18 protein-coding genes are annotated in these 23,848 nt (G+C 59.2%); 3 read left to right on the top strand and 15 right to left on the bottom strand.

Features of this window, described 5'->3' with window-relative positions:
- Window positions 1-155: 155 nt before the first annotated feature.
- The 6 genes from carB to pvcA all read right to left on the bottom strand — a co-directional run bounded on the left by carB (window position 156) and on the right by pvcA (window position 9,309).
- A complete protein-coding gene (gene carB / locus QDT79_RS07660; RefSeq protein ID WP_197767004.1) occupies window positions 156-3,380 on the bottom strand; it encodes a carbamoyl-phosphate synthase large subunit in 3,225 nt (1,074 codons plus the stop codon).
- Between the two features lie 16 nt (window positions 3,381-3,396).
- Window positions 3,397-4,545: a glutamine-hydrolyzing carbamoyl-phosphate synthase small subunit gene (carA, locus tag QDT79_RS07655; RefSeq protein ID WP_048232622.1), complete on the bottom strand. Its 1,149-nt coding sequence runs from the start codon at window positions 4,543-4,545 to the stop codon at window positions 3,397-3,399.
- 470 nt (window positions 4,546-5,015) lie between these two features.
- On the bottom strand, window positions 5,016-5,837 hold the full coding sequence (dapB, locus tag QDT79_RS07650) for a 4-hydroxy-tetrahydrodipicolinate reductase (protein ID WP_308316364.1): 822 nt from the start codon (window positions 5,835-5,837) through the stop codon (window positions 5,016-5,018).
- Between the two features lie 263 nt (window positions 5,838-6,100).
- Window positions 6,101-7,360: a glycosyltransferase gene (locus tag QDT79_RS07645; protein ID WP_308317174.1), complete on the bottom strand. Its 1,260-nt coding sequence runs from the start codon at window positions 7,358-7,360 to the stop codon at window positions 6,101-6,103.
- A 24-nt stretch (window positions 7,361-7,384) separates the two neighbouring features.
- On the bottom strand, window positions 7,385-8,248 hold the full coding sequence (locus QDT79_RS07640; RefSeq protein ID WP_308316363.1) for a TauD/TfdA dioxygenase family protein: 864 nt from the start codon (window positions 8,246-8,248) through the stop codon (window positions 7,385-7,387).
- Window positions 8,249-8,343: 95 nt separating this feature from the next.
- On the bottom strand, window positions 8,344-9,309 hold the full coding sequence (gene pvcA / locus QDT79_RS07635) for an L-tyrosine isonitrile synthase (RefSeq protein ID WP_063991437.1): 966 nt from the start codon (window positions 9,307-9,309) through the stop codon (window positions 8,344-8,346).
- A gap of 191 nt (window positions 9,310-9,500) precedes the next feature.
- Between pvcA and QDT79_RS07630 the strand changes: the two genes are divergently transcribed.
- Window positions 9,501-10,427, top strand: a complete 927-nt coding sequence (locus QDT79_RS07630) for a LysR family transcriptional regulator (RefSeq protein WP_063991438.1) — start codon at window positions 9,501-9,503, stop codon at window positions 10,425-10,427.
- Between the two features lie 273 nt (window positions 10,428-10,700).
- Here the strand turns inward: QDT79_RS07630 and ispH are convergent, their stop codons facing one another.
- From ispH to ribF, 5 genes are all read right to left on the bottom strand, one after another.
- On the bottom strand, window positions 10,701-11,654 hold the full coding sequence (ispH, locus tag QDT79_RS07625; protein WP_107226742.1) for a 4-hydroxy-3-methylbut-2-enyl diphosphate reductase: 954 nt from the start codon (window positions 11,652-11,654) through the stop codon (window positions 10,701-10,703).
- Window positions 11,635-12,105: an FKBP-type peptidyl-prolyl cis-trans isomerase gene (fkpB, locus tag QDT79_RS07620; RefSeq protein WP_063991440.1), complete on the bottom strand. Its 471-nt coding sequence runs from the start codon at window positions 12,103-12,105 to the stop codon at window positions 11,635-11,637. The genes ispH and fkpB overlap by 20 nt, the downstream gene beginning before the upstream one ends.
- Before the next feature lies 1 nt (window position 12,106).
- Window positions 12,107-12,616, bottom strand: coding sequence for a signal peptidase II (lspA, locus tag QDT79_RS07615; RefSeq protein WP_063991441.1), 510 nt, complete (start codon window positions 12,614-12,616; stop codon window positions 12,107-12,109).
- A 13-nt stretch (window positions 12,617-12,629) separates the two neighbouring features.
- On the bottom strand, window positions 12,630-15,446 hold the full coding sequence (gene ileS, locus QDT79_RS07610; protein WP_063991442.1) for an isoleucine--tRNA ligase: 2,817 nt from the start codon (window positions 15,444-15,446) through the stop codon (window positions 12,630-12,632).
- Window positions 15,447-15,602: 156 nt separating this feature from the next.
- A complete protein-coding gene (gene ribF / locus QDT79_RS07605; protein WP_063991443.1) occupies window positions 15,603-16,541 on the bottom strand; it encodes a bifunctional riboflavin kinase/FAD synthetase in 939 nt (312 codons plus the stop codon).
- 390 nt (window positions 16,542-16,931) lie between these two features.
- Here ribF and rpsT point away from each other — a divergent pair, with 390 nt between their 5' ends.
- Window positions 16,932-17,195 carry a 30S ribosomal protein S20 gene (gene rpsT, locus QDT79_RS07600; RefSeq protein ID WP_033637053.1) on the top strand — a complete coding sequence of 88 codons (264 nt, stop codon included), beginning with the start codon at window positions 16,932-16,934 and terminating at the stop codon, window positions 17,193-17,195.
- A 71-nt stretch (window positions 17,196-17,266) separates the two neighbouring features.
- Here rpsT and nhaR read toward each other — a convergent pair whose 3' ends face one another.
- From nhaR to dnaK, 4 genes are all read right to left on the bottom strand, one after another.
- Window positions 17,267-18,166, bottom strand: a complete 900-nt coding sequence (gene nhaR, locus QDT79_RS07595; RefSeq protein ID WP_004932962.1) for a transcriptional activator NhaR — start codon at window positions 18,164-18,166, stop codon at window positions 17,267-17,269.
- Between the two features lie 192 nt (window positions 18,167-18,358).
- Complete coding sequence (gene nhaA, locus QDT79_RS07590) at window positions 18,359-19,525, bottom strand: Na+/H+ antiporter NhaA (protein ID WP_033649145.1); 1,167 nt, start codon at window positions 19,523-19,525, stop codon at window positions 18,359-18,361.
- A gap of 236 nt (window positions 19,526-19,761) precedes the next feature.
- Complete coding sequence (gene dnaJ, locus QDT79_RS07585) at window positions 19,762-20,886, bottom strand: molecular chaperone DnaJ (protein ID WP_004932969.1); 1,125 nt, start codon at window positions 20,884-20,886, stop codon at window positions 19,762-19,764.
- 106 nt (window positions 20,887-20,992) lie between these two features.
- Window positions 20,993-22,906 (bottom strand): molecular chaperone DnaK, encoded by a 1,914-nt coding sequence (gene dnaK, locus QDT79_RS07580; RefSeq protein ID WP_004932972.1) that lies wholly within the window; start codon window positions 22,904-22,906, stop codon window positions 20,993-20,995.
- A 324-nt stretch (window positions 22,907-23,230) separates the two neighbouring features.
- On the opposite strand from dnaK, the gene satP reads away from it, so the two are divergent.
- Window positions 23,231-23,830, top strand: coding sequence for an acetate uptake transporter (gene satP, locus QDT79_RS07575; protein WP_149558902.1), 600 nt, complete (start codon window positions 23,231-23,233; stop codon window positions 23,828-23,830).
- Window positions 23,831-23,848: the final 18 nt, after the last annotated feature.

Here is a 23,848-nt window from a genome sequence, read left to right as displayed (position 1 = left end):
TCGTTCCTTGCCAATACACCAAGCATATACCAATCACACAGGGTGACAGTTTGCCCACTGATTGATAGCGGAAATTTTTAACGCCTGCCGACAAATTCGCTGAATAAAAAAGGGCGCTGCATCTGCAGCGCCCCTGGCCTAGCGTTATCGCACGGTTACTTGCCGATGCGCGCGTGCATTTCCTGCACCGACGTGACCTGCTCGGTCGGATCCGCTTTCAGCGCCATCGCGGTGGCGAAGCCGCCGTTCAGCGTGGTGTCGTAGTGCACCTTGTACTGCAGGGCGCTGCGGCGAATCAGCTTGGAGTCCTCAATCGCCTGACGACCGGCCGTGGTGTTGACGATGTAGGTGTACTCACCGTTCTTGATACGGTCCTGGATGTGCGGACGCCCTTCGTGCACCTTGTTGACCAGGCGCGGGTTGATGCCCGCTTCGCCCAGCACCACCGCGGTGCCGTGGGTGGCGTCCAGCTCGAAGCCCTGCTTCAGCAGGCTGGCGGCCAAATCGACCACGCGAGCCTTGTCGCCTTCACGCACCGACAGCAGCGCGCGGCCTTGTTTCTTCATGCCCGAGTTGCTGCCCAGCATCGCTTTGGAGAAGGCCTCCGCGAAGGTGCGGCCCACGCCCATCACTTCCCCGGTAGAGCGCATTTCCGGCCCCAGAATCGGGTCGACGCCCGGGAATTTGTTGAACGGCAGTACCACTTCTTTCACCGAGTAGTACGGCGGGATAATTTCTTCGGTCACACCCTGCTCGACCAGCGTTTTGCCCGCCATCACGCGCGCGGCCACTTTAGCCAGCGGCACGCCGGTCGCTTTGGACACGAACGGCACGGTACGCGCGGCGCGCGGGTTCACTTCAATCAGGTAGACTTCGTTGTCTTTTACCGCGAACTGCACGTTCATCAGGCCGCGCACCTGCAGCTCGAACGCCAGTTTTTCCACCTGGCGACGCATCACGTCCTGAATTTCCTGGCTCAGGGTGTATGCCGGCAGCGAACACGCGGAGTCGCCGGAGTGCACGCCCGCCTGCTCGATGTGCTCCATGATGCCGCCAATCAGCACGCGCTCGCCGTCGCAGATGGCGTCGACGTCCACTTCTACCGCATCGTCCAGGAAGCGGTCCAGCAGCACCGGCGCATCGTTGGACACGCTGACCGCGGTCTGGAAGTAGCGGCGCAGATCGATTTCGTCATACACGATTTCCATCGCTCGGCCGCCCAGCACGTAGGAAGGGCGCACCACCAGCGGATAGCCGATGCCCGCCGCCTTCTCCACTGCCTGCTCGATGGCGGTGACGGTGGCGTTGGCCGGCTGCTTCAGGCCCAGACGGTTAACCGCCTGCTGGAAGCGCTCGCGGTCTTCGGCGCGGTCGATGGCGTCCGGGCTGGTGCCGATGATCGGCACGCCCGCGGCTTCCAGCTCGCGCGCCAGCTTCAGCGGGGTCTGGCCGCCGTACTGCACGATCACGCCCTTCGGCTTCTCGATGCGCACGATCTCCAGCACGTCTTCCAGCGTTACCGGCTCGAAGTACAGGCGGTCGGAGGTGTCGTAGTCGGTGGAGACGGTTTCCGGGTTGCAGTTGACCATGATGGTCTCGTAGCCGTCTTCGCGCAGCGCCAGCGAGGCGTGCACGCAGCAGTAGTCGAACTCGATGCCCTGGCCGATACGGTTCGGCCCGCCGCCCAACACCATCACTTTCGGCCGGTCGTTGGTCGGGTTGGACTCGCACTCTTCTTCATAGGTGGAGTACATGTAGGCGGTGTCGGTGGCGAATTCCGCCGCGCAGGTATCCACACGCTTGTACACCGGATGCAGGCCGTGGCTGTGGCGCAGCTTGCGAATTTCGCTCTCGGCGACGCCGGCCAGCTTGGCCAGACGCGCATCGGCGAAGCCCTTGCGCTTCAGGGTGCGCAGGAACGCTTTGTCCAGGCCGTTGATGCCCGCTTCGGCCACCTGCTCTTCCAGGCGCACCAGTTCTTCAATCTGCACCAGGAACCAGCGGTCGACGTTGGTCAGGTTAAAGACGCCGTCAACCGACAGCCCGGCGCGGAAGGCGTCGGCGATATACCAGATGCGGTCAGAGCCGGCGTCTTTCAGCTCGCGGCGGATCTTGGTCAGCGCTTCCGGATCGTCCAGGCTCACTTTCGGGTCGAAGCCGGTGGCACCCACTTCCAGACCGCGCAGCGCTTTTTGCAGCGACTCCTGCTGGGTGCGGCCGATGGCCATCACTTCGCCGACCGACTTCATCTGGGTGGTCAGGCGGTCGTTGGCGCCGGCGAACTTCTCGAAGTTGAAGCGCGGGATCTTGGTCACGACGTAGTCGATGGACGGTTCGAACGATGCCGGGGTGCGGCCGCCGGTGATGTCGTTCATCAGCTCATCGAGGGTGTAGCCCACCGCCAGCTTGGCGGCGATCTTGGCGATAGGGAAGCCGGTGGCTTTCGACGCCAGCGCCGAAGAGCGCGACACGCGCGGGTTCATTTCGATAACGATCAGGCGGCCGGTTTTCGGGTTGACCGAGAACTGCACGTTGGAGCCGCCGGTTTCGACGCCGATCTCACGCAGCACCGCCATCGAGGCGTTGCGCATGATTTGGTATTCCTTGTCGGTCAGGGTCTGCGCCGGTGCGACGGTGATCGAGTCGCCGGTGTGGATGCCCATGGCGTCGAAGTTTTCGATGGAGCAGACGATGATGCAGTTGTCGTTCTTATCGCGCACTACCTCCATCTCGTACTCTTTCCAACCGATCAGCGATTCGTCGATCAGCAGTTCTTTGGTCGGTGACAGGTCGAGGCCACGTTCGCAGATCTCTTCGAACTCTTCGCGGTTGTAGGCGATGCCGCCGCCGGTGCCGCCCATGGTAAAGGAAGGGCGGATGATGCACGGGAAGCCGACGTCAGCGGCTACCGCCAGCGCTTCTTCCATGGTATGCGCGATGCCGGAACGCGCGGTGTCCAGACCGATTTTCTTCATCGCCACGTCGAAACGGCGACGGTCTTCGGCCTTGTCGATCGCATCGGCGGTCGCGCCGATCATGGTAACGCCGAACTCGGCCAGTACGCCCTGACGTTCCAGCTCCAGCGCGCAGTTCAGCGCCGTCTGGCCGCCCATGGTCGGCAGCACCGCATCCGGGCGCTCTTTTTCGATGATCTTGCGCACCACTTCCCAGTGGATCGGCTCGATATAGGTCGCATCAGCCATTTCCGGGTCGGTCATGATGGTCGCCGGGTTGGAGTTGACCAGAATGACGCGGTAACCCTCTTCGCGCAGCGCTTTACACGCCTGGGCACCCGAGTAGTCGAACTCACACGCCTGGCCGATAACGATCGGGCCAGCGCCGAGGATCAGGATGCTTTTTATGTCTGTACGTTTTGGCATTTTTTACTGCTCCTGATTATTTGGCGTTAGAACGGTAAGTCTCAATCAGTTCGATGAAGTGATCGAACAGCGGCGCGGCATCGTGCGGGCCTGGGCTGGCTTCCGGGTGACCCTGGAAGCTGAACGCTGCTTTGTCGGTGCGGTGAATGCCCTGCACCGTGTGGTCGAACAGCGATTTGTGCGTGACGCGCAGGTTCGCCGGCAGGTTGTTTTCATCGACGGCGAAGCCGTGGTTCTGCGCGGTGATCATCACGGTGTTGTTGTCCAGATCCTTCACCGGGTGGTTGCCGCCGTGGTGGCCGAGTTTCATCTTCATGGTTTTCGCCCCGCTGGCCAGCGCCAGCAGCTGGTGGCCCAGGCAGATGCCGAACACCGGAATGTCGGTTTCCAGGAACTGTTTGATGGCGGCGATGGCGTAGTCGCACGGCTCCGGGTCGCCCGGGCCGTTGGACAGGAAGATGCCGTCCGGATTCATTTTCAACACCTCGTCGGCCGGGGTCTGCGCCGGCACCACGGTCAGGCGGCAGCCGCGATCCACCAGCATGCGCAGGATGTTGCGCTTGGCGCCGTAGTCGTAAGCCACCACGTGGAACGGCAGTTCCGCGGCGGTTTTGGCTTCAGGCAGGTCGCCTTCAAGCGTCCAGCTGCCTTGCTGCCAGCTGTAGGCTTCTTGGGTGGTGACCTCTTTCGCCAGATCCATGCCTTTCAACCCCGGGAAACCTTGCGCTTTGGCCAGGGCCAGCGCGGCGTCCGGCGAGTCGGCGGCGATGATGCAGCCGTTCTGGGCGCCCTTCTCGCGCAGCAGGCGGGTTAATTTACGGGTATCGATATCGGCGATCGCCACGATGTTGTGACGCTTGAGGTAGTCGGACAGGCTTTCTTCGTTGCGGTAGTTGCTGGCGATCAGCGGGAGGTCACGAATGACGAGGCCTTGGGCGTGTACTGCGGAGGATTCTTCGTCGGAAGCATTGGTGCCGACATTGCCGATATGAGGATAAGTAAGAGTAACGATCTGGCGGGAATAGGAAGGATCAGTGAGGATTTCTTGATAACCGGTCATCGACGTATTGAAGACCACTTCCCCCACTGCCGTTCCCTCTGCCCCGATGGCCCGACCGTGGAATTGGGTTCCGTCTTCCAGAACCAATAGCGCTGACTTTATCAAAACATCCTCCGAGGAATAATCAATCACAATATTTGCATATTAATTCAGACATCGCGATCTAAATCAATGCAAAAACCGTCCGCGAGGCCAATTTTTGGCAAATTGGGCGCATTTTAATGATGAGTGCTCGGCTTGTCTACCCAAACTGCCGTTTTTTGTTTTATTTTTGCAGTTCTCGGCGCTCATGCGGCTTGAGCGGCGATAAAAACACAGAAAACCGGGGCTGGAAAACGGTTGCGGGAAAGAATGACGGGAAACGGTGCCAGAATGGGCTCAAAAAGACGCTAAAATGAGACTCAGCGGATAAAAACGGGACGATCAGCAAGATAAACACCAACAAATAACAATCAAAACAACAAATTCTTACCAAAGCCTCATTTTTCATGTTAAAAAAAAGGACAATAAAATTATTGTCCGATTATCATAGAATTATGATCAATACAACCACATCACGATGGTATGCAAATCAATTATAATTGGTCAAGATTCAACACATCTCGCATATCAAACAGACCTTTATCCCGGTTATGCAACCAGCTAGCCGCGCGCACCGCGCCGCTGGCAAAAGTCATCCGGCTGGAGGCCTTATGGGTGATTTCCACCCGTTCACCGATGTCGGCGAACATCGCGGTGTGTTCGCCGACGATGTCGCCGGCGCGAATGGTGGCAAAGCCGATGCTTTTCGGATCGCGTTCGCCGGTATGGCCTTCGCGCGCATAGACCGCGCAGCTTTTCAGGTCGCGCCCCAACGCGCCGGCGATCGCTTCGCCCATGGCCAGCGCCGTGCCCGACGGCGCATCCACTTTGTGCCGGTGGTGCGCCTCGACGATTTCGATATCGGTATAGTCGCCCATTACCTGCGCGGCCTTCTCCAGCAATTTCAGCACCAGGTTGACGCCGACGCTGAAGTTGGCGGCGAACACGATGCCGATATGCTGCGCCGCATCGCGGATCGCCTGTTTGCCGGCGTCATCGAAGCCGGTTGTGCCAATCACCATCGCCTTGTGGTGCGCCACGCAAAAATCCAGGTAGCCCCGGGTGCTCTCCGGGCGGGTAAAGTCGATCAAAACATCGAACTCGCTCGCCACCTTCTCCAGACTGTCGCTCACTTTGATACCCAGCGCGCCAATGCCCGCCAGTTCGCCGGCGTCGACGCCGACCAGGCTGGAGCCAGGACGCGACAGCGCCGCCCCCAATAACACGCCTTCCGCCTGCTGCACCGCCTGGATCAACTGACGGCCCATCCGGCCGCCGGCGCCCGCAATCGCAATGCGGATTTGTGAATCACTCATGCTTGCTCTCTTCTTGATTTGACGCCTATCCCATTAGGCTATCGATTCAGGGTAACCGCCCCGCTTCAGCGTCGCCAGAGGATTCATTTCATAATTAGAAAATTATGATATTCCTCCGTTCTCATCAGCGGCGCTGTCGTGAGATTAACATTCAACCGATTTGGCGGCCTGCGACGATTGTACATAATCATGCAGTTTCCATGGCAAAAAAATGCATAAAAAAGGCGCCGAAAACGGCGCCAGGGGAAAGGAGAACGGCGAGGTCAGGCGGTAATGGCCGCCACTTCGTTGGCGATCGCCGTCAGCGCGTCGTGGCGGGCATAATCCTCACGCACCAGCGCCGCGCGTTGCCAATAGATCGGCTGTTGCAGAATGCGCGTCGCCGCCGCCAGGATCTGTTCGGCGGTCGGTGTGCTGGTATGCAGACTGATGCCGCAGCCGGCGGCCACCACGCGCGCGGCCGCCTCAAGCTTGTCCTCACCGGTACCGGCGACGATCAGCGGCACGCCGCTGTCCAGCGCAGCGTTGATCGAGCCGTAACCGCCGTTGGTGATCAGCAGCGCCGCCTCCGGCAGCCAGCGTTCGAAGGAGATAAATTCCCGCACTCTGGCATTGCCCGGCAGCGCGTCCATCAGCCCTTCCGTCGCCCGCCCGCCGGTGGTGGCCAGCACCCGCACCGGCAGATGCGCCAGCGCTTGCAGCGTCGGCACGATCAGCTGATGCAGATCGACATTGGCCAGCGTGCCCTGAGACACGATCACCAGCGGCCGACGATCGTCCGCCTCCCACAGCGTCTCTTCCGCCGCCGGCTGGCCGCCGCTGCGCAGCGGACCGACGAAGCGCACGCCGCTCGGCAGATCGTCACGCTCATATTCCAGCGCCGTGGTAGCCAGCTGCAGGAAACGCTCGCAGTCGCCGATCAGCGCGTCGGTGAACGGGCGATCCAGCGCCCGCCCGCCCGCCTGCACCAGCGCCGCATCGAAGCTCTGCTGTACTTCATCGAGCAGCACGCGCGTTTCTTCATCCACCAGCTGCTCACGGGTCAACGCCTGCGGCAGCAACGCCGGCGGGATACGCGGGCCATAAAAAATAGCATCGCGCGAAGAATACGACAGCGGCGTGACGCCGATACCGAAGACCGGCGGCCGCTCGGCGGACTGCAGCAGCGGCAGCACGCCGTAGAAGCAGTTCTCCACCATCAGCAGATCGGTCTTTTCGGCAGCGATGGCCGCACGCAGTTGCCGATCCAGCAACGGGATCGGTGCGGCGAAGAAATCCTTCAGCGCCAGCGCCATCTGCGCATTGCCCGGCGGCAGCGCGGCGCGCGCCGGAAAGTGCTCTTCCAGGTGGCGATAATCGAAATCCACCTGCGCGTCGAATGGCACGAAGTTTGCCCCAGCCGCCTCAGCGCGTTCGCGAAACAGCGCGCCGGTCATCACCCGCACCTGATGCCCTTGGGCAATCAGGTGGCGAGCGATAGCCAACATCGGGTAGACGTGCCCAGGAGTGGCGACCGCCGCCATCAGTATCCTTGCCATAATGCTCCTTTACGCTTCTGCGTTGGCCGGCTTCAGCGCCAGATTGGCGCACACCGGGTTGCTCTGAATATGCACGCGCTGCAAATGACGCGCGGAACGGGCGGTAAAACCCTCACGGCCGTGCAGCAGCGAGAAGTTGTCCGCCACCACCACGTCGCCCTGCTGCCACTGATGGGCATAATAGTGATGCGGATCGTACAGGTGCTGCTGCAGAGTGTGATGGAACTGTTCCTGCTGTTGTTCCGGCACGCCGTGATATTCCAGCGCATGCTGATTGAGGAATTTTTTCCCCTCCGTCGGCGGTTCATTGTAGCGCATGATCAACCCCCTGCCGTTCGGGTGCTGCACCACCAGTGGCGAACAGACTTCGCCGCCGTAATGCACCACCTGCTTGATGCGGTAGGTGATCGACACCGACAGCCACTGATCCAGCAGCGCTTCATCCGCATTGGCCAACAGCCGCGTGGTATCGACGAAAGTAGTGCACCCGCCTTCGTCCTGCGACGGCGCCGCCACGCAGTGGAACAGCTGGAACTCGGGGATGGTCGGCTTATACATGCCATCCCAATGCAGCGGGACGTAGCTGCTGTCGAAAATATGATCTTTGGCGTCCGGATGCTCCTTCACGTCCAGCACCGCACCGAACGGCCACATCATGATCTCGCCCCACTGCTCGGCGTAGCGAGTCAGGACTTCCGCCTCGCTGAAACCGGAGTCGAATCCACGCAGCACCAGCAAGTGATGTTCCTGCGCCAGCGCCCGCAGCGCCGCCACCGGCAGTTCGCCGATCTTTTGCCCCGGATGCTGCGGCGTCAGGATCGCGCCAAACGGGGTATTCGGTTGAATATGGCAATTAAGCGGTTGGTTGTTCATCGGTGATTCTCCTTGCATCGAATGTGCTGCTCACACGGCAACGTGCCGTCAAAAAAGCCCCCGCAGGATATCGGGGGCAAAAGCCCGCAGCGGCCTCAGGCCACCTGCGGTTGTTCGATCAGGTAATGGCTCGGCGTGCCGCGGATTTCCACCAGTTCGCCGTCCAGGCTCTGCGCGTCTTTACGCTTCATCAACACGAACTGGCCGTTCACGTTGGCCGCCACACCGTGCCACGGCGTCAGCCAGTCGTCTTTGGTCGGCATCATGTGGATGCCCATTTTCAGGCTGTCGACCGGCTGCGGGTGAATCGACAGGCGGATCGCCGCCGGAAAATGCTGCGCCAGCAGGTTGCCCCAGGCCCAGCTGCGTTGGATCACCCCGCAGGCGCGCTGCTTGGCGTCTTTCTGCAGCGCGGCGTTGGAACCACTGTAGCCCGGCAGTTGGCTGTCTTCATACAGGAAACGCGTGATGGCGCGGTACAGCAAGAGGCCCTGTTCGTCCTGCATCAGCTGTTGCTTGATCGCCTCTTCCGATTCGGCGTAGCCCTCCACCAACAGCCGGCGCAGCAGATCGTAATCATCGGTATGCTCCGCCAGGCCTTTGACGTCGCCGAGGTTAAACACGCTCAGGTGCGTCGCGCCCACTTCATGCAGCAGGCTTTCAATCTCACGCTGATAGTGGTTGATCGCGTCGTCGCTGACGCGGATCAGATCGCCGAACACGTGGCCATCGGAGCAGATAACGATATGCGCCCCCGGCGGGTAATAGAGCTGAATGCGCTGGCACAGCGAGTTGAGGAAGATCAGCGACAGCCGCTCCGCCATGTCCGGCACCGCACCGATCACCTTGTTGGTGTTGGGCGACTTGGTGGGAAAGGCCGGCAGCACGAATTCGATACGTTGCTCGTTTTCGATGAATGCCCGAATGCGCGGCAATTGCACCTGAGTGACCCGCCGCTCTTCTTCGGCGATCGAGGTGTCGTCGCCGGGGAAACGGCGGCGGTATTGCAATAATTCACGTAGGATCTTTAACGATATTTCTTCTTTCTGAGCGCTGTCCACAATGAGCTCCTGTTGCGATGTGGCGCGGGTGTATTATTGATAAGCGCAATAAGATTTATCAAAAAGAGAAAAAATCCCTGCAAAATAATAATCAGCCCGGCGTTTATATGCTTCAGGCAATATAGAAGAGATGGTGCTATATTATTAGCCCGTATAATTCACAATCTTGGTTAAGTTGTGCTTAACAAACTATGAGCAATATTTTAAAACGCATGGCCATTTTCTCAAAAGTGGTCGATTGCGGCGCATTCAGCATGGCGGCAAAAGAATTGGGCATGACGACCTCCGCCGTCAGCCAACATATTCGCCAGCTGGAGGAGCATCTGGGCATTCAATTACTGCTGCGATCGACGCGTTCATTGAGTCTGACCGAAGCAGGATTGTGTTTTTATGAGGATTGCCTGCTGATGATCCACGCCGCCGAACGTGGCCAACAACGGATCGCCGCATTGCGCGGCGAGCTGGTCGGCGAACTGCGCGTCGCCACCTCCACCGAATTCGCCACTCACTATCTGGTGCCGGCGCTGCAAAGCTTTCTCGACGAGCATCCTCGGCTCACGCTGCGGCTGGAGATCCACGATGAGAAGATAGACCTGATCGCGCAACGCATCGATCTGGCGATACGCGGCGGCGTGCTGGCCGACTCCAGCTACGTTTCCACGCGGCTGGCGCGCTGCCGCGAAGTGTTGTGCGCCTCGCCGGCCTACCTGGCACACCACGGCGTGCCGGATTCGCCGCAGGCGCTGAGCCATCACCACTGGGTGACCTTTACGCCGCTCGGCAACCCGCAGTTTGTCCGTCTTATCCATCGCAACGGCGGTGAACACCGCATGCGCATGACCGGGCGTTTGTTCACCAACAGCGGTATGGCGATGAAGGAGTTGGCGCTGACCGGCAAGGGTATCATTCGCAATTTCTTCGCCAACGTTGAACGTGAATTGCGCAGCGGTGAATTGATTGAAATATTACCCGATTGGCGGTTACCGGAAATTAATTGCTATGCCATTATGCCGCGCAGGGAGATCCAGCCATTAAAAGTCAGACGGTTGCTGGAACATATGAAACTCTATTTGCAGGAGAAGGGATTAACCGCCGTAGAACATATTCGGCAGGAATAAAATAAGAAACATCTGCAACATCTATTATTGTAATTATTGTAATCACCTTGCCAACACCGGGCCCTATTTAGATTGCAGCCTAATGATATTCTTATTAATGACTTTTCGCCAGCCTATATAATTAATCACACCGATGTTACTTCAAATACTCAGAATAAATTTGACTTTAGTTAGCAGAAAATTTGAATATGCATGAAGTGTTATTTTTTTATGCGGCACGTTTTCCAAAAAAAAGGGAAGCCTAAGCTCCCCGTTGTCATCCACCGGCATATGTCAGTCTATCTGCCGAACATCCACGCGCAGCTCTTTAGGCACTTCAAACACGATGTTCTCTTCACGCCCGCTGATTTCATGCACGTCCAGGCCCCCCAGCGCTTTCAGGCGAGAGATCACCTCCTGCACCAGCACGTCCGGCGCAGAGGCGCCGGCGGTAACGCCGATATTGCGCGCTTCGCTCAGCCAGCCTTCCTGAATATCCGCCGCCGAATCGATCAGATAAGCCGGTTTGCCGACGCGCTGCGCCAGTTCCGCCAGACGGTTGGAGTTGGAGGAGTTCTTCGACCCCACCACCAGCACCACGTCCGCATCGCCGGCCAGGTTACGCACCGCTTCCTGACGGTTGGTGGTGGCGTAACAAATATCATCCTTGCGCGGGCCGATAATGCTCGGGAAGCGCTGACGCAGCGCGTCGATCACGTCCGAGGTATCATCAACCGACAGCGTGGTCTGCGTCATGAAGCACAGGTTGTTTTCGTCTTTCACCTGCAGCTTCCACACGTCTTCCGGCGATTCGACCAGATACATGCCGCCCTTCGGGTTGCTGTACTGGCCCATGGTGCCTTCCACTTCCGGATGCCCGGCGTGGCCGATCAGGATCGCTTCGGTACCGCGGCGGCTGGCGCGCGCTACTTCCATATGCACCTTGGTCACCAGCGGGCAAGTGGCGTCGAACAGCATGGTCAGATCGCGCGCCTTGGCTTCGGCGCGCACCGCCTGAGAAACGCCGTGCGCCGAGAAGATCAGGATAGAGCCGTCCGGCACCTCGGCGATCTCTTCGATAAACACGGCGCCGCGCTCACGCAGGCTGTCGACCACGTAGCGGTTGTGCACCACTTCATGCCGCACGTAGATCGGCGCGCCATACAATTCCAGCGCGCGTTCCACGATGCTGATCGCACGATCAACCCCGGCGCAGAAGCCGCGCGGGTTAGCCAGCAATATTTGCATGCGTCTCCTCCTGCTGCGGATCGATCTCCAGCACTTCAATATCGAAGGTCACCGGATGGCCCGCCAGCGGATGGTTGAAATCAACGGTGATTGAATCCTCCGCCACCGCGCGCACCACGCCGGGCATTTCACTGCCGTCGATGGCGGTAAACAGCATGATGGTGCCCACGTCCGGCACGCCGGTTTCCGCGAAGTCGCGGCGCGAGAAGAACTGGACCAAATCCGGGTTCTCCGCGCCGAACGCCGCTTCCGGCTGCAGGGTAAAGGCGCACTTGTCGCCCGCGCGCAGGCCGAGCAGTTGCGCTTCCAGCGGCGCCGACAGGCTGCCGTCACCCAGGCGGAACAGCGCCGGCTTGCCGCTGTTGCGGGTGGATTCGGCGGTCGAACCGTCTTCCAGTTTCAGCGTAAAGTGAACCAGCACCGCGCTGTCACTGATAACCTGAGCCGTCATATTACTCACCTTTACTCTTTGCGCCTTTGTTCGCCGGCGACAGGAAACCTTCCAGCACGATCATCGCCGCGCCCACGCAGATAAAGCTGTCCGCCAGATTGAAGGTCGGGTAGTGCCAGTCACCGACGTAGAAGTCGATGAAATCGACTACGAAACCGTGCCACAGGCGATCGAACAGATTGCCCAGCGCCCCGCCGATAATAAAGGCATAGGCGATGTTGTTCAGCTTCTGCTGCGCCGCGCTGCGGTACATCATCACCAGCAGCACCGCAACGATGGCGATGGCGATGCCGGCGAAGAACCAGCGCTGCCAGCCGCCATGGTCGGCGAGGAAGCTAAACGCAGCGCCGTAGTTGCGCGCGTAAAACAGGTTGAACGACGGGATCAACGGCTGGGACTGGCCCAGCGTAAAGTTAGCGAGGATCCACTGCTTGCTGCCGAAATCCAGCGCCAGCACCGCCACCACAACCCACAGCCAACGCAGGCCGGTCGAACAAATTGATTTACTCATCAGGCGCGAATTCTCAGGCAAAGTTACGCTTCTCGCCGTCACCGGCGACGTTGCTCACACAGCGGCCGCAGATATCTGCGTGCTCCGCCACCAGGCCGATATCGGTGGTGTAATGCCAGCAGCGCGGGCACTTCTCACCCGGCGCCGTGCTGAAGGCGATCTTCAGCCCTTTCAGCAGCTCAGAAGCCTGCGCGTCGGCCGGCGCATCCGCCAATGGCGCAACGCTTGCCGCAGAGGTCAGCAGCACAAAGCGCAGCTCATCCTGCAGGCTGTTCAGGCGTGCCGCCAGCTCGCTGTCGGCATACAGCGTCACCGCCGCTTCCAGCGAACCGCCGAGGCGTTTGTCGGCACGCGCTTGCTCCAGCACCTTGTTCACTTCACCGCGCACTTTCAGCAGCTCGGCCCAGAAAGCGTCGTTCATCGGCTCGCCTTCCGCCAGCCCGAACAGGCCGTCGTACCACTCTTCGGTGAACACGTACTGCGCGCGTTTGCCCGGCATGAAGCCCCAGATCTCGTCCGCAGTGAACGACATGATCGGCGCCATCCAGCGCACCAGCGCTTCCACGATGTGATACAGCGCGGTCTGGCAGCTGCGACGAGCGACGCTGTCGCTCTTCGCGGTGTACTGACGATCCTTGATGATATCCAGGTAGAAGGAGCCCATCTCGACCGAGCAGAACTGCATCAGACGCTGCACCACTTCGTGGAAATCGTAGTTGGCGTAAGCCTGTTCGATATCCTGCTGCGCAGCCAGCGCACGGCCGACCGCCCAGCGATCCAACACCACCATGTCTTCCGGCGCCACGCAGTCGGTGCTCGGCTCGAACCCGTTCAGGTTGGCCAGCAGGAAGCGCGCGGTGTTGCGGATGCGGCGATAGGAGTCGGCGGAACGCTTGAGGATCTCGTCGGAGACCGCGATCTCGCCGGTGTAATCGGTCGATGCCACCCACAGACGCAGGATGTCGCCGCCCAGCTTGTTCATCACGTCCTGCGGGCTGACGGTGTTGCCGATCGACTTGGACATCTTGCGGCCCTGGCCATCGACGGTGAAGCCGTGAGTCAGCACTTCTTTATAAGGCGCCTTGCCTTTCATCGCGGTGGAGATCATCAGCGATGACATGAACCAGCCGCGGTGTTGGTCGGAGCCTTCCAGATACATGTCGGCGCTGTGGCCCTGGAACTCAGGACGCACGTCAACCACAGAGGCATGGGTGGAACCGGAATCGAACCACACGTCCAGCGTATCCGGCACTTTCACGTAGTCGGCGGCTTCCGCGCCGAGGATGTCGGCCGCGTCCAGATCCCACCAGGCCTGAATGCCGTCTTGCTCGACGCGCTTGGCCACTTCTTCCATCAGCTCAACGGTGCGCGGGTGCAGCTGCTCGGTTTCTTTGTGCACGAACAGCGACATCGGCACGCCCCAAGTGCGCTGACGCGAGATGCACCAGTCCGGACGATTGGCTACCATCATTTCGATGCGCGCCTGGCCCCAATCCGGGATCCACTGCACGCCTTTGATCTCTTCCAGCGACTGCTGACGCAGGCCTTTCTGATCCATGCTGACGAACCATTGCGGCGTGGCGCGGAAGATGATCGGCGTCTTGTGGCGCCAGCAGCACGGATAGCTGTGCAGGAACTTCTCGACGTGCAGCAGCGCGCCTTTCTCACGCAGCAGGTCGACGATCAGATCGTTGGCCTTGAAGACGAACTTGCCGTCCAGCAGCGGGTAGGTGCCGGTCAGGTAGCAGCCGTTTGGCCCTACCGGGTTGGCCACTTCCAGGCCGTATTTCTGGCCGATCACGAAGTCGTCCGGGCCGTGGCCTGGCGCGGTGTGCACCGCACCGGTACCGGCGTCCAGCGTTACGTGCTCGCCGAGGATCGCCGGCACGTCGAAGTCCATGAACGGGTGTTTGAAGCGCAGCAGCTCCAGATCGGCGCCTTTGCAGCTGCCCAGCACCGTCCATTCGGTGATGCCGGCGCGTTTCATCACGCTTTCCACCAGCTCGGCCGCCAGGATCAGGCACTGGCCGTCAACCTGCACCAGTTGATAGGTGAAGTCCGGATGCAGCGAGATCGCGCGGTTGGCCGGCAGGGTCCACGGGGTGGTGGTCCAGATAACCAGAGAGATGGCGCCGCTGAAGTGGCTCACGCCGAACTTGGCCGCCACGGCAGCCGCGTCGGCCGCATGGAAGCTCACGTCGATCGACGGCGAAGTCTTGTCGTAGTACTCCACTTCCGCTTCCGCCAGCGACGATCCGCAGTCGGTGCACCAGTGAACCGGCTTGGCGCCTTTCAGCAGGTGGCCGTTGCTGATGATCTTGCCCAGCGCGCGGATGATGTTGGCTTCGGTTTTAAAGTCCATCGTCAGGTATGGACGATCCCAGTCGCCCAGCACGCCCAGGCGGATGAAGTCCTTCTTCTGGCCTTCAACCTGCTCGGCCGCGTACTCGCGGCACTTCTGGCGAAACTCGGCCGCCGTCAGCTTCTCGCCCGGCTTGCCGTACAGCTGTTCAACCTTCAGTTCGATCGGCAGGCCGTGGCAGTCCCAGCCCGGCACATAAGGCGAGTCGAAGCCGGCCATCCCTTTCGACTTGATGATAATGTCTTTGAGAATCTTGTTAACCGAGTGACCAATATGAATGCTGCCGTTCGCATACGGAGGACCGTCATGCAAAATGAAGGTTTTTTTGCCCTTTTTGGCAGTACGAATAATCCCGTACAGATCCTGTTCATACCAACGTTGCAGCATGCCAGGCTCGCGCTTGGCGAGATCGCCGCGCATCGGGAACCCTGTTTCCGGCAAGTTCAGGGTATTCTTGTAGTCACTCATGAGATTCTCGTTTCCGTTTTCGGCTATTTACCCGTCACACTTCAAGCTGCATCTTTGTCGGCCGCCCTTTCTTACCCGAATCACTTGCCAGTGCAAGCTCATCGGGGTTCGCGCGGTTGCCGCCGCGATGCAACTCGAATTGTTTAGGGTAAACGATTAAACCAGTGTTTTTAACCCGAAGAACTTCCGGGCCGTCACCACATCATTGGCGATTTGCTGCTTCAGGGCATCGAGCGAAGCAAACCGTTGTTCATTGCGCAATTTTGCGCGAAGCACCACCTCAATATGGCGCCCATAAAGATCCATTGTGACATCCAGCAGATGCACTTCCAGCTGCTGGCGCACGCCGGCGACGGTCGGGCGCGTACCGATATTGGCCACGCCCGGCAGCGGCTGCGGCCCCAGGCCGTACACCTCCACCGCATACACCCCTTTCACCGGCGCCACCAGGCGCTTGAGCGGCAGGTTGGCGGTCGGAAAGCCGATGGTGCGGCCCAGTTCATCGCCGTGCACCACGCGCCCGGAAATGCTGTACCGGTGGCCCAGCAAGGTCTCCGCCAACGGCAGATCGTCCTCGCTCAGCGCGGTGCGGATCGCGGTGCTGCTGATGCGCCGATCGCCTTCGCGGAAGGTCGGGGTGCTGACCACTTCGAAGCCGTACTCTTTTCCGGCCTGCTGCAATAGCGGGAAATCGCCCTGGCGCCCGGCGCCAAAGCGAAAATCATCCCCAACCATCAGGAATTTGACGCCCAGTTTTTCCACCAGCAGCTCGGCGACGAACGCCTGTGCGGTGTTGGCGGCAAAACGCGGATCGAACTTGACGCACAGCAGGTAATCGACGCCCGCCTGCGCCAGATAGTTGGCCTTGTCGCGCAAGCGCGTCAAGCGGGCCGGCGCCTTGTCTGCGGCGAACATCTCCAGCGGCTGCGGCTCAAAGATCATGACCATCACCGGCAGCCCGAGGCGTTGCCCTTCTTGCTTCAACTGCTCCAGCAACGCCTGATGACCGCGATGCACGCCGTCGAAGTTGCCGATGGTGAGCACGCAACCATGGTGGCGCGCCCGGATATTGTGAATGCCGCGAATTAGCTCCATAGCTGGCTCAAAACAGTGGAAATCGGCGGATTATACCTTGTACAGCCGGTAAGGTTAACCCGCGATTGGTGCCTTTATGTAATAGACATACCATACCGGAGATAATCTGTGCGTGAAACGGCTTCGCCGCAGTTTATCCGGCGCCGCCGGGCCGATTCTCGACCGTGGCCAACGGCTTGCATCCGCCGCGGCAAAACATTGGCGAATTTTCTCGCGAAACACTGTATTCCCAAGAGCGAAGCTGGTAAAATCCTGCGCCATCACAACGTAGCGAGTGCCGCCTGTACAAACGGCGCTTATTTGCACAAATCCATTGACAAACGAAGGCTAAAAGGGCATATTCCTCGGCCTTTGAATTGTCCTCAATAGAATATATTTGGGAGTTGGACCTTGGCTAATATCAAATCAGCTAAGAAACGCGCCGTACAGTCTGAGAAACGCCGCAAGCATAACGCTAGCCGTCGCTCAATGGTGCGTACCTTCATCAAGAAGGTAGACGCAGCTATCGCAGCTGGCGACAAAGAAGCAGCACAAACTGCATTCCTGGTAATGCAGCCACTGGTGGACCGTCAGGCAGCTAAAGGCCTGATCCACAAAAACAAAGCAGCGCGTCATAAGTCAAACCTGACTGCACGCATCAACGCAATGCAATAAGCATTTCGTTATCTGCTTGATAAAAAAACCGGCTCAGGCCGGTTTTTTTACGCCCTGCGTTCAGTGAACCGCTAGCAGGAAAACAGCGCCGAGAAGTCTTTGTTGCATACGCGCTGCACCGCCGGATGCTGGATCATGCGCTCGGCAAAGATGATGTAATACTCCTCCTGCACGCTGTCAATGCGCCCAATCTCCACCACGTTGTCATCGTTGTAGGTATCCTGCGCATACAGCGTCGGCGCCACGAAGATCGCATTGTGGTACATGCCGAAGGCCTTCATCAGCGCCGCATCGTCGAACTCGCCCAAAATCTCCACCTGAATGCCCTGCGTATTGAACCAGTTGAGCAGCTTGCGCCCCAGCATCGAGCGGCGGCCGGGGATCAGCAGTTTGCGCTGCTCCAGACAAGCCGGGAACGGCAGCTCCGGCGCCGGCTGGCGACAGAAGAAGCTGATGCCGCACTCGCCCAGCTTCAGCGAGAACAACCCTTCCTGCTGGCTGGAGTCCACCGGGCAATCCGACAGGATCATATCCAGCTTGTGCTGGCTGAGCTGCTCCAACAGCATCTCGTGCGTCGATTCAAAACAGCGCAGGTGGATCTGTTCGTTGTCCACCACCACCGCCGTTTCCAACACCTGGCTGACCAGACGCTTCGACAGCGCGTCCGCCACGCCGACGTCGAACAGCAGGTTCGACTCTTTACGGTAGTTGACGATATCCAGCATTTCCTGGCTGAGCATAAACATCTTGTCGGCATAGCGGAACACCAACTGCCCCAACTCCGAAGGCACCAACCCGCGCCCCTGGCGTTTGAACAGCTTGCCGTCCAACCGCTCTTCCAGCGCTTTGATCTGGCCGGTAATGGTTTGCGGCGTCAAAAACAACGCTTCGGCGGCACCGACCACGGAACCGGCCTTGCAGACCTGCCAGAAATAGTAAAGGTGATTAAAGTTGATATGCGACATCCTCACGAGCGTCTCTCCTTAACAACGTTTCGCAGCGGCAAACGGTGTGCCGTGACGAGCGACAAACTTCCTTTCCCTGCTTCAGACAACGTATAGCCCCATTAGTCCCAACGAAGAACGGCCGAAGCTGCACATATTTTATACCGCGCAGCTCCGACCAGCCATTTTATTATGTGCCCTTACCGGGCACATTCAGGATTAACGCACGCGCGGCAACGCCAGACGCAGCAATCCATACCCTACCACCGCCGCCGCGGTGGAGCCCAACAGGATCCCCAAACGGGAATAGGTGCTGAGCGCCGCATCCGCATCGCCGAACGCCAGCGAGGCGATGAAAATCGACATGGTGAAACCAATACCACACAGCACCGAAACGGCAAACACCTGTTTGAAACCGATCCCCTCAGGCAAGCGAGCGATGCCCATTTTCACCGCCAGCAAGCTGAAGAGGAAAATCCCCAGCGGCTTACCGATAAACAAGCCGGCCGCAATCCCTACCGGCAGCAGCGACGTCAATCCTTCCAGCGATACGCCCTGCAAAGAAACCCCGGCGTTGGCGAATGCAAACAGCGGCAGGATCATAAACGCGACCCAAGGGTGCAGCTCATGCTCCAGCGTTTCCGATGGCGACGGCCCCTTCTTGACGTTCAGCGGGATCATAAAGCCGACGATCACCCCGGCCAGCGTCGCGTGCACCCCGGACTTGAGTATCGCGACCCACAACACCAGGCCGACCATCATATACAGCGAAGTTTTACCCACGCCACGCCAGTTCATCACCGCCAGCAGCACCGTCGCCGCCGCCGCCACGCCCAGCGCCACCATCGACACTTCGTGGGTGTAGAACAGCGCGATGATGATAATCACGCCCAGGTCATCGATAATCGCCAACGCCAGCAGGAACACTTTCAGGCTGGTCGGCACGCGGTTGCCCAGCAGCGCCATTACGCCCAGCGCGAAGGCGATATCGGTCGCGGCCGGGATCGCCCAGCCCTGGCGGGTGACTTCATCCGCGCCGTTGAACAACAGGTAAATCAGCGCCGGTGCCAGCATGCCGCCCAGCGCGGCGATCGCCGGAAATACCGCTTTGTCGCGCCCGGACAGCGAGCCTTGCATCAGCTCGCGCTTGACCTCGAGCCCCACCACCAGGAAGAAGATGGCCATCAGGCCGTCGTTGATCCACAGCAGCAGCGGCTTGGCGATCTCCAGCGAAGCAATCTTCACCATCACCGGCAGGTTAAGGAATGCCTGATAGATCCCCTGCGCCGGGGTGTTGGCCATGATCAGGGCGACGATCGCCGCCGCGATCAGAATGATGCCGCCCGCGGCTTCCTGACGTAAAAATTGACGAATGATGTTGGTCACAGTACGTCTCTCCAAATCTGTGCAGGACGTAGCGCCCTGCGAACCACAGTCATGAAGTGAGTATAGAGGGCGTTTTAGTTCGAAAAAATAAGTTTATAAATGCTAAATAACTCGAAAAAACCGATCAAAAGCACGAGTAAATCACATTATTATTAGGGAATTAGCGTTGTGGCGAGTAAATAAAAACCCCGGGACAGGCGCCCGGGGTTCCAACATAAACCAACAGAAACAGCAGGTTAGCGAGTCAGGTCGTCAAAGAACTTTTTCACTCCGTCGAAGAAGCTCTTCGAACGCGGGCTGTTCTTGTCGCCGGATGGGCCGCCCAAGCTCTCTTCCAACTCACGCAGCAGCTGCTTCTGCTTGTCGTTCAGATTGACCGGGGTTTCCACCACTACGCGGCACAGCAGGTCGCCCTGACTGCCGCCACGCACCGATTTCACACCCTTGCCGCGCATGCGGAACAGCTTGCCGGTTTGGGTCTCCGAAGGCACCTTCAGTTTTACCCGGCCGTCCAGCGTCGGCACTTCGATCTCGCCGCCCAGCGCCGCCATGGCGAAGTTGATCGGCACTTCACAGTACAGGTTGTTGCCTTCGCGCTCGAAGATCGGGTGCGCCTTCACCTGCACCTGAACGTACAGATCGCCCGCCGGTGCGCCGTGCTCGCCGGCTTCGCCTTCACCCGCCAGGCGGATGCGGTCGCCGGTATCGACGCCGGCCGGAATTTTCACCGACAGCGTTTTGGATTTTTCTACCCGGCCGTGGCCATGGCACTTGTTGCACGGATCTTTGATGATCTGACCGCGGCCATGGCAGTGCGGACACGCCTGCTGCACGGTGAAGAAGCCCTGACGCATCTGCACCTGTCCCTGACCGTGACAGGTTGGGCAGGTGACCGGCGAGCTGCCCGGCTTGGCGCCGCTGCCGTGGCAGACGTCGCACTCTTCCAGCGTCGGGATGCGGATCTCTTTGGTGACGCCACGTACCGCTTCCTCGAGGGTCAGCTCCATGTTATAGCGCAGATCGGAACCGCGGCTGGCACGCTGACGGCGGCCTCCGCCGAAGATGTCGCCAAACACGTCGCCAAAGATATCGCTGAAGTCGGCGCCGCCGCCAAAGCCGCCGCCGCCCATGCCGCCCTGTTCAAAGGCCGCGTGCCCGTACTGATCGTAGGCTGCGCGTTTCTGGTCGTCGGTCAGGACTTCGTAAGCTTCTTTAACTTCTTTAAACTTGGTTTCGGCGTCTTGCTCCTGGTTGCGGTCAGGATGGTATTTCATCGCCAGGCGTTTGTACGCCTTTTTGATCTCACGTTCATCCGCCGTCTTGCTGACGCCGAGAATCTCGTAATAGTCTTTCTTCGCCATTCTTTCGCTTACCCTTAACATGCGTGCACGGGCGCAGAGTTGCCTCGACGCCCGTGCTGGTTTCCGGGAGCGGCACCTCGGCCGCCCCGTGCCCGCTTAAGGGCGATTATTTTTTGTCTTTAACTTCTTCAAACTCGGCATCAACCACGTCGTCGTCTTTCTGCGCCGCGTTGTCCGCGCCGGCGTCAGCACCCTGCTGAGCCTGCTGCGCCTGAGCCATTTCCAGCAGTTTGCCGGAAACCTGCACCAGAGCCTGAGTCTTCGCTTCGATCTCGGCTTTATCTTCGCCTTTCACCGCTGCTTCCAGATCTTTCAGCGCCGCTTCGATCGCCGTTTTATCTTCCGCCGGCAGTTTGTCGCCCGCTTCTTCCAGCTGCTTGCGAGTGCCGTGGATCAGGTGATCCGCCTGGTTACGCGTCTGTACCAGCTCTTCGAACTTGCGGTCAGCTTCAGCGTTCAGCTCGGCATCGCGCACCATTTTCTGGATTTCGTCTTCGTTCAGGCCAGAAGATGCCTTGATGGTGATCTTCTGCTCACGACCGGTGTTCTTGTCTTTGGCAGACACGTGCAGGATGCCGTCGGCATCGATATCGAAGGTCACTTCGATCTGCGCCATGCCGCGCGGTGCCGCCTGAATGCCGTCCAGGTTGAACTGGCCCAGAGATTTGTTATCGCTGGCGCGCTTACGCTCACCCTGCAGCACGTGGATGGTTACTGCAGACTGGTTGTCTTCCGCAGTAGAGAACACCTGGCTGTGCTTGGTCGGGATTGTGGTGTTTTTGGTGATCAGCGGCGTCATCACGCTGCCCATGGTTTCGATACCCAGCGACAGCGGGGTCACGTCCAGCAGCAGAACGTCCTTCACATCACCGGCCAACACGCCGCCCTGTACCGCAGCGCCTACGGCAACCGCTTCGTCCGGGTTCACGTCTTTACGCGGTTCTTTGCCGAAGAAGTCTGCGACTTTCTTCTGCACCATTGGCATACGGGTCTGGCCGCCCACCAGGATCACGTCCTGAATGTCGGAAACCGACAGGCCTGCGTCTTTCAGCGCCACTTTCAGCGGCTCGATAGAGCGCGCAACCAGATCTTCAACCAGCGACTCGAGTTTGGCGCGAGTCACTTTGATGTTCATGTGTTTTGGACCGGTCGCGTCTGCAGTGATGTACGGCAGGTTAACGTCGGTCTGCTGAGCAGAAGACAGCTCAATCTTCGCTTTCTCAGCGGCTTCTTTCAGACGCTGCATCGCCAGCGGATCGTTGCGCAGATCGATACCCTGATCTTTCTTGAACTCTTCCACCAGGTAGTTGATCAGACGGCTGTCGAAGTCTTCGCCACCCAGGTGGGTGTCACCGTTGGTCGCCAGCACTTCGAAGGTTTTTTCGCCGTCAACGTCGTCGATTTCGATGATGGAGATATCGAAAGTACCGCCGCCCAGGTCATAAACCGCGATGGTGCGGTTGCCGACTTCTTTGTCCAGGCCGTAGGCCAGGGCTGCAGCGGTCGGTTCGTTGATGATGCGCTTGACTTCCAGACCCGCGATGCGGCCGGCGTCTTTGGTCGCCTGACGCTGGGCGTCGTTGAAGTAAGCCGGTACGGTGATAACCGCTTCAGTTACCGGTTCGCCCAGGTAATCTTCCGCCGTTTTCTTCATTTTTTTCAGCACTTCCGCAGAGATCTGCGGCGGAGCCATTTTCTGGCCTTTCACTTCCAGCCAGGCGTCGCCGTTGTCGGCTTCGACGATTTTGTACGGCATGATCGCTTTGTCGCGCTGCGCTTCTTCATCCTGGAAGCGGCGACCGATCAGGCGCTTGATGGCGAACAGGGTGTTTTCAGGGTTGGTCACTGCCTGACGCTTAGCCGGCTGGCCAACCAGAGTTTCACCGTCCTGGGTATATGCGATAATAGAAGGAGTGGTGCGGTCGCCCTCGGCGTTTTCCAGCACGCGTGCCTTGGCACCATCCATAATTGCTACGCAAGAGTTGGTCGTACCCAGGTCGATACCAATAATTTTGCCCATCTAAACGTCTCCACTAAAAAATTCATAATCAGTCAGGTTGCTAACCTATATGCGGGCGATTTTTTGCTTTTCAACTGCCCGATATCTCAGTGCGACCCGCGGTTAGCAACTGCGGTTGCAAATAAGATGGGGCCATCCAATCCGGCATCAAGGGGCAAGGCGAAAAAAATTTCTTTTTTTATCGTCATTCAGATCATTGTTTCCGGCTGCGGGGATCATTATGATGCGCGCGCTCTGGTGGAAAACTTCGATTTTTTGGCCATTCAGACCATTTATTATATTACTTCGCTGTTTCCGTTAATTTTCTGTTATCGCAGAGGACTTATGCACACCAACAAGTTGGCGAATCCCGGCCCTCTCGGCCTGATGGGCTTCGGGATGACCACCGTCTTGCTGAACCTGCACAACGCGGGCTTTTTCCCACTGAACTCCGCCATCATCAGCATGGGGATTTTCTTCGGTGGCCTGGCCCAGATCCTGGCCGGTCTGCTGGAATACAAGAAAGGCAACACCTTCGGCATGACCGCATTCACCGCCTACGGCAGCTTCTGGCTGAGCCTGGTCGGCCTGCTGCTGCTGCCACGTCTGGGCCTGGCTGAAGCCACCGAGGCGCACGTGCTGGGCATCTACCTGGCGCTGTGGGGCATCTTCACCCTGTTCATGTTCTTCGGCACCCTGGGCGCCAACCGCGTGCTGCAGTTCGTGTTCGCCAGCCTGACGCTGCTGTTCGCCCTGCTGGCCGTCGGCAACATCACCGGCAACCACGCGCTGCTGACCTTCGCCGGTTATGAGGGCATCATCTGCGGCGCCAGCGCCATCTACCTGGCGATGGCCGAAGTGCTCAACGAGCAATACGGTCGCACCGTGCTGCCGATTGGCGAGCCGGCCCCGGCCCGCGTCGCGGCCTCACCGGTCACGGCGTAATCGCCCTTCCCTGACGAA

The organism is Serratia marcescens (genome assembly GCF_029846115.1).
GTDB lineage: Bacteria > Pseudomonadota > Gammaproteobacteria > Enterobacterales > Enterobacteriaceae > Serratia > Serratia marcescens_L.
This window is presented reverse-complemented; position numbering and strand designations above follow the sequence as displayed.

Bases quoted from the DNA above. Each gene is read 5' to 3' on its own strand.
- carB (WP_197767004.1), bottom strand. From the start codon at position 3,380: ATGCCAAAACGTACAGACATAAAAAGCATCCTGATCCTCGGCGCTGGC.
- dapB (WP_308316364.1), bottom strand. From the start codon at position 5,837: ATGAGTGATTCACAAATCCGCATTGCGATTGCGGGCGCCGGCGGCCGG.
- QDT79_RS07645 (WP_308317174.1), bottom strand. From the start codon at position 7,360: ATGGCGGCGGTCGCCACTCCTGGGCACGTCTACCCGATGTTGGCTATC.
- QDT79_RS07640 (WP_308316363.1), bottom strand. From the start codon at position 8,248: ATGAACAACCAACCGCTTAATTGCCATATTCAACCGAATACCCCGTTT.
- QDT79_RS07630 (WP_063991438.1), top strand. From the start codon at position 9,501: ATGAGCAATATTTTAAAACGCATGGCCATTTTCTCAAAAGTGGTCGAT.
- ispH (WP_107226742.1), bottom strand. From the start codon at position 11,654: ATGCAAATATTGCTGGCTAACCCGCGCGGCTTCTGCGCCGGGGTTGAT.
- fkpB (WP_063991440.1), bottom strand. From the start codon at position 12,105: ATGACGGCTCAGGTTATCAGTGACAGCGCGGTGCTGGTTCACTTTACG.
- lspA (WP_063991441.1), bottom strand. From the start codon at position 12,616: ATGAGTAAATCAATTTGTTCGACCGGCCTGCGTTGGCTGTGGGTTGTG.
- ileS (WP_063991442.1), bottom strand. From the start codon at position 15,446: ATGAGTGACTACAAGAATACCCTGAACTTGCCGGAAACAGGGTTCCCG.
- ribF (WP_063991443.1), bottom strand. From the start codon at position 16,541: ATGGAGCTAATTCGCGGCATTCACAATATCCGGGCGCGCCACCATGGT.
- dnaJ (WP_004932969.1), bottom strand. From the start codon at position 20,886: ATGGCGAAGAAAGACTATTACGAGATTCTCGGCGTCAGCAAGACGGCG.
- dnaK (WP_004932972.1), bottom strand. From the start codon at position 22,906: ATGGGCAAAATTATTGGTATCGACCTGGGTACGACCAACTCTTGCGTA.
- satP (WP_149558902.1), top strand. From the start codon at position 23,231: ATGCACACCAACAAGTTGGCGAATCCCGGCCCTCTCGGCCTGATGGGC.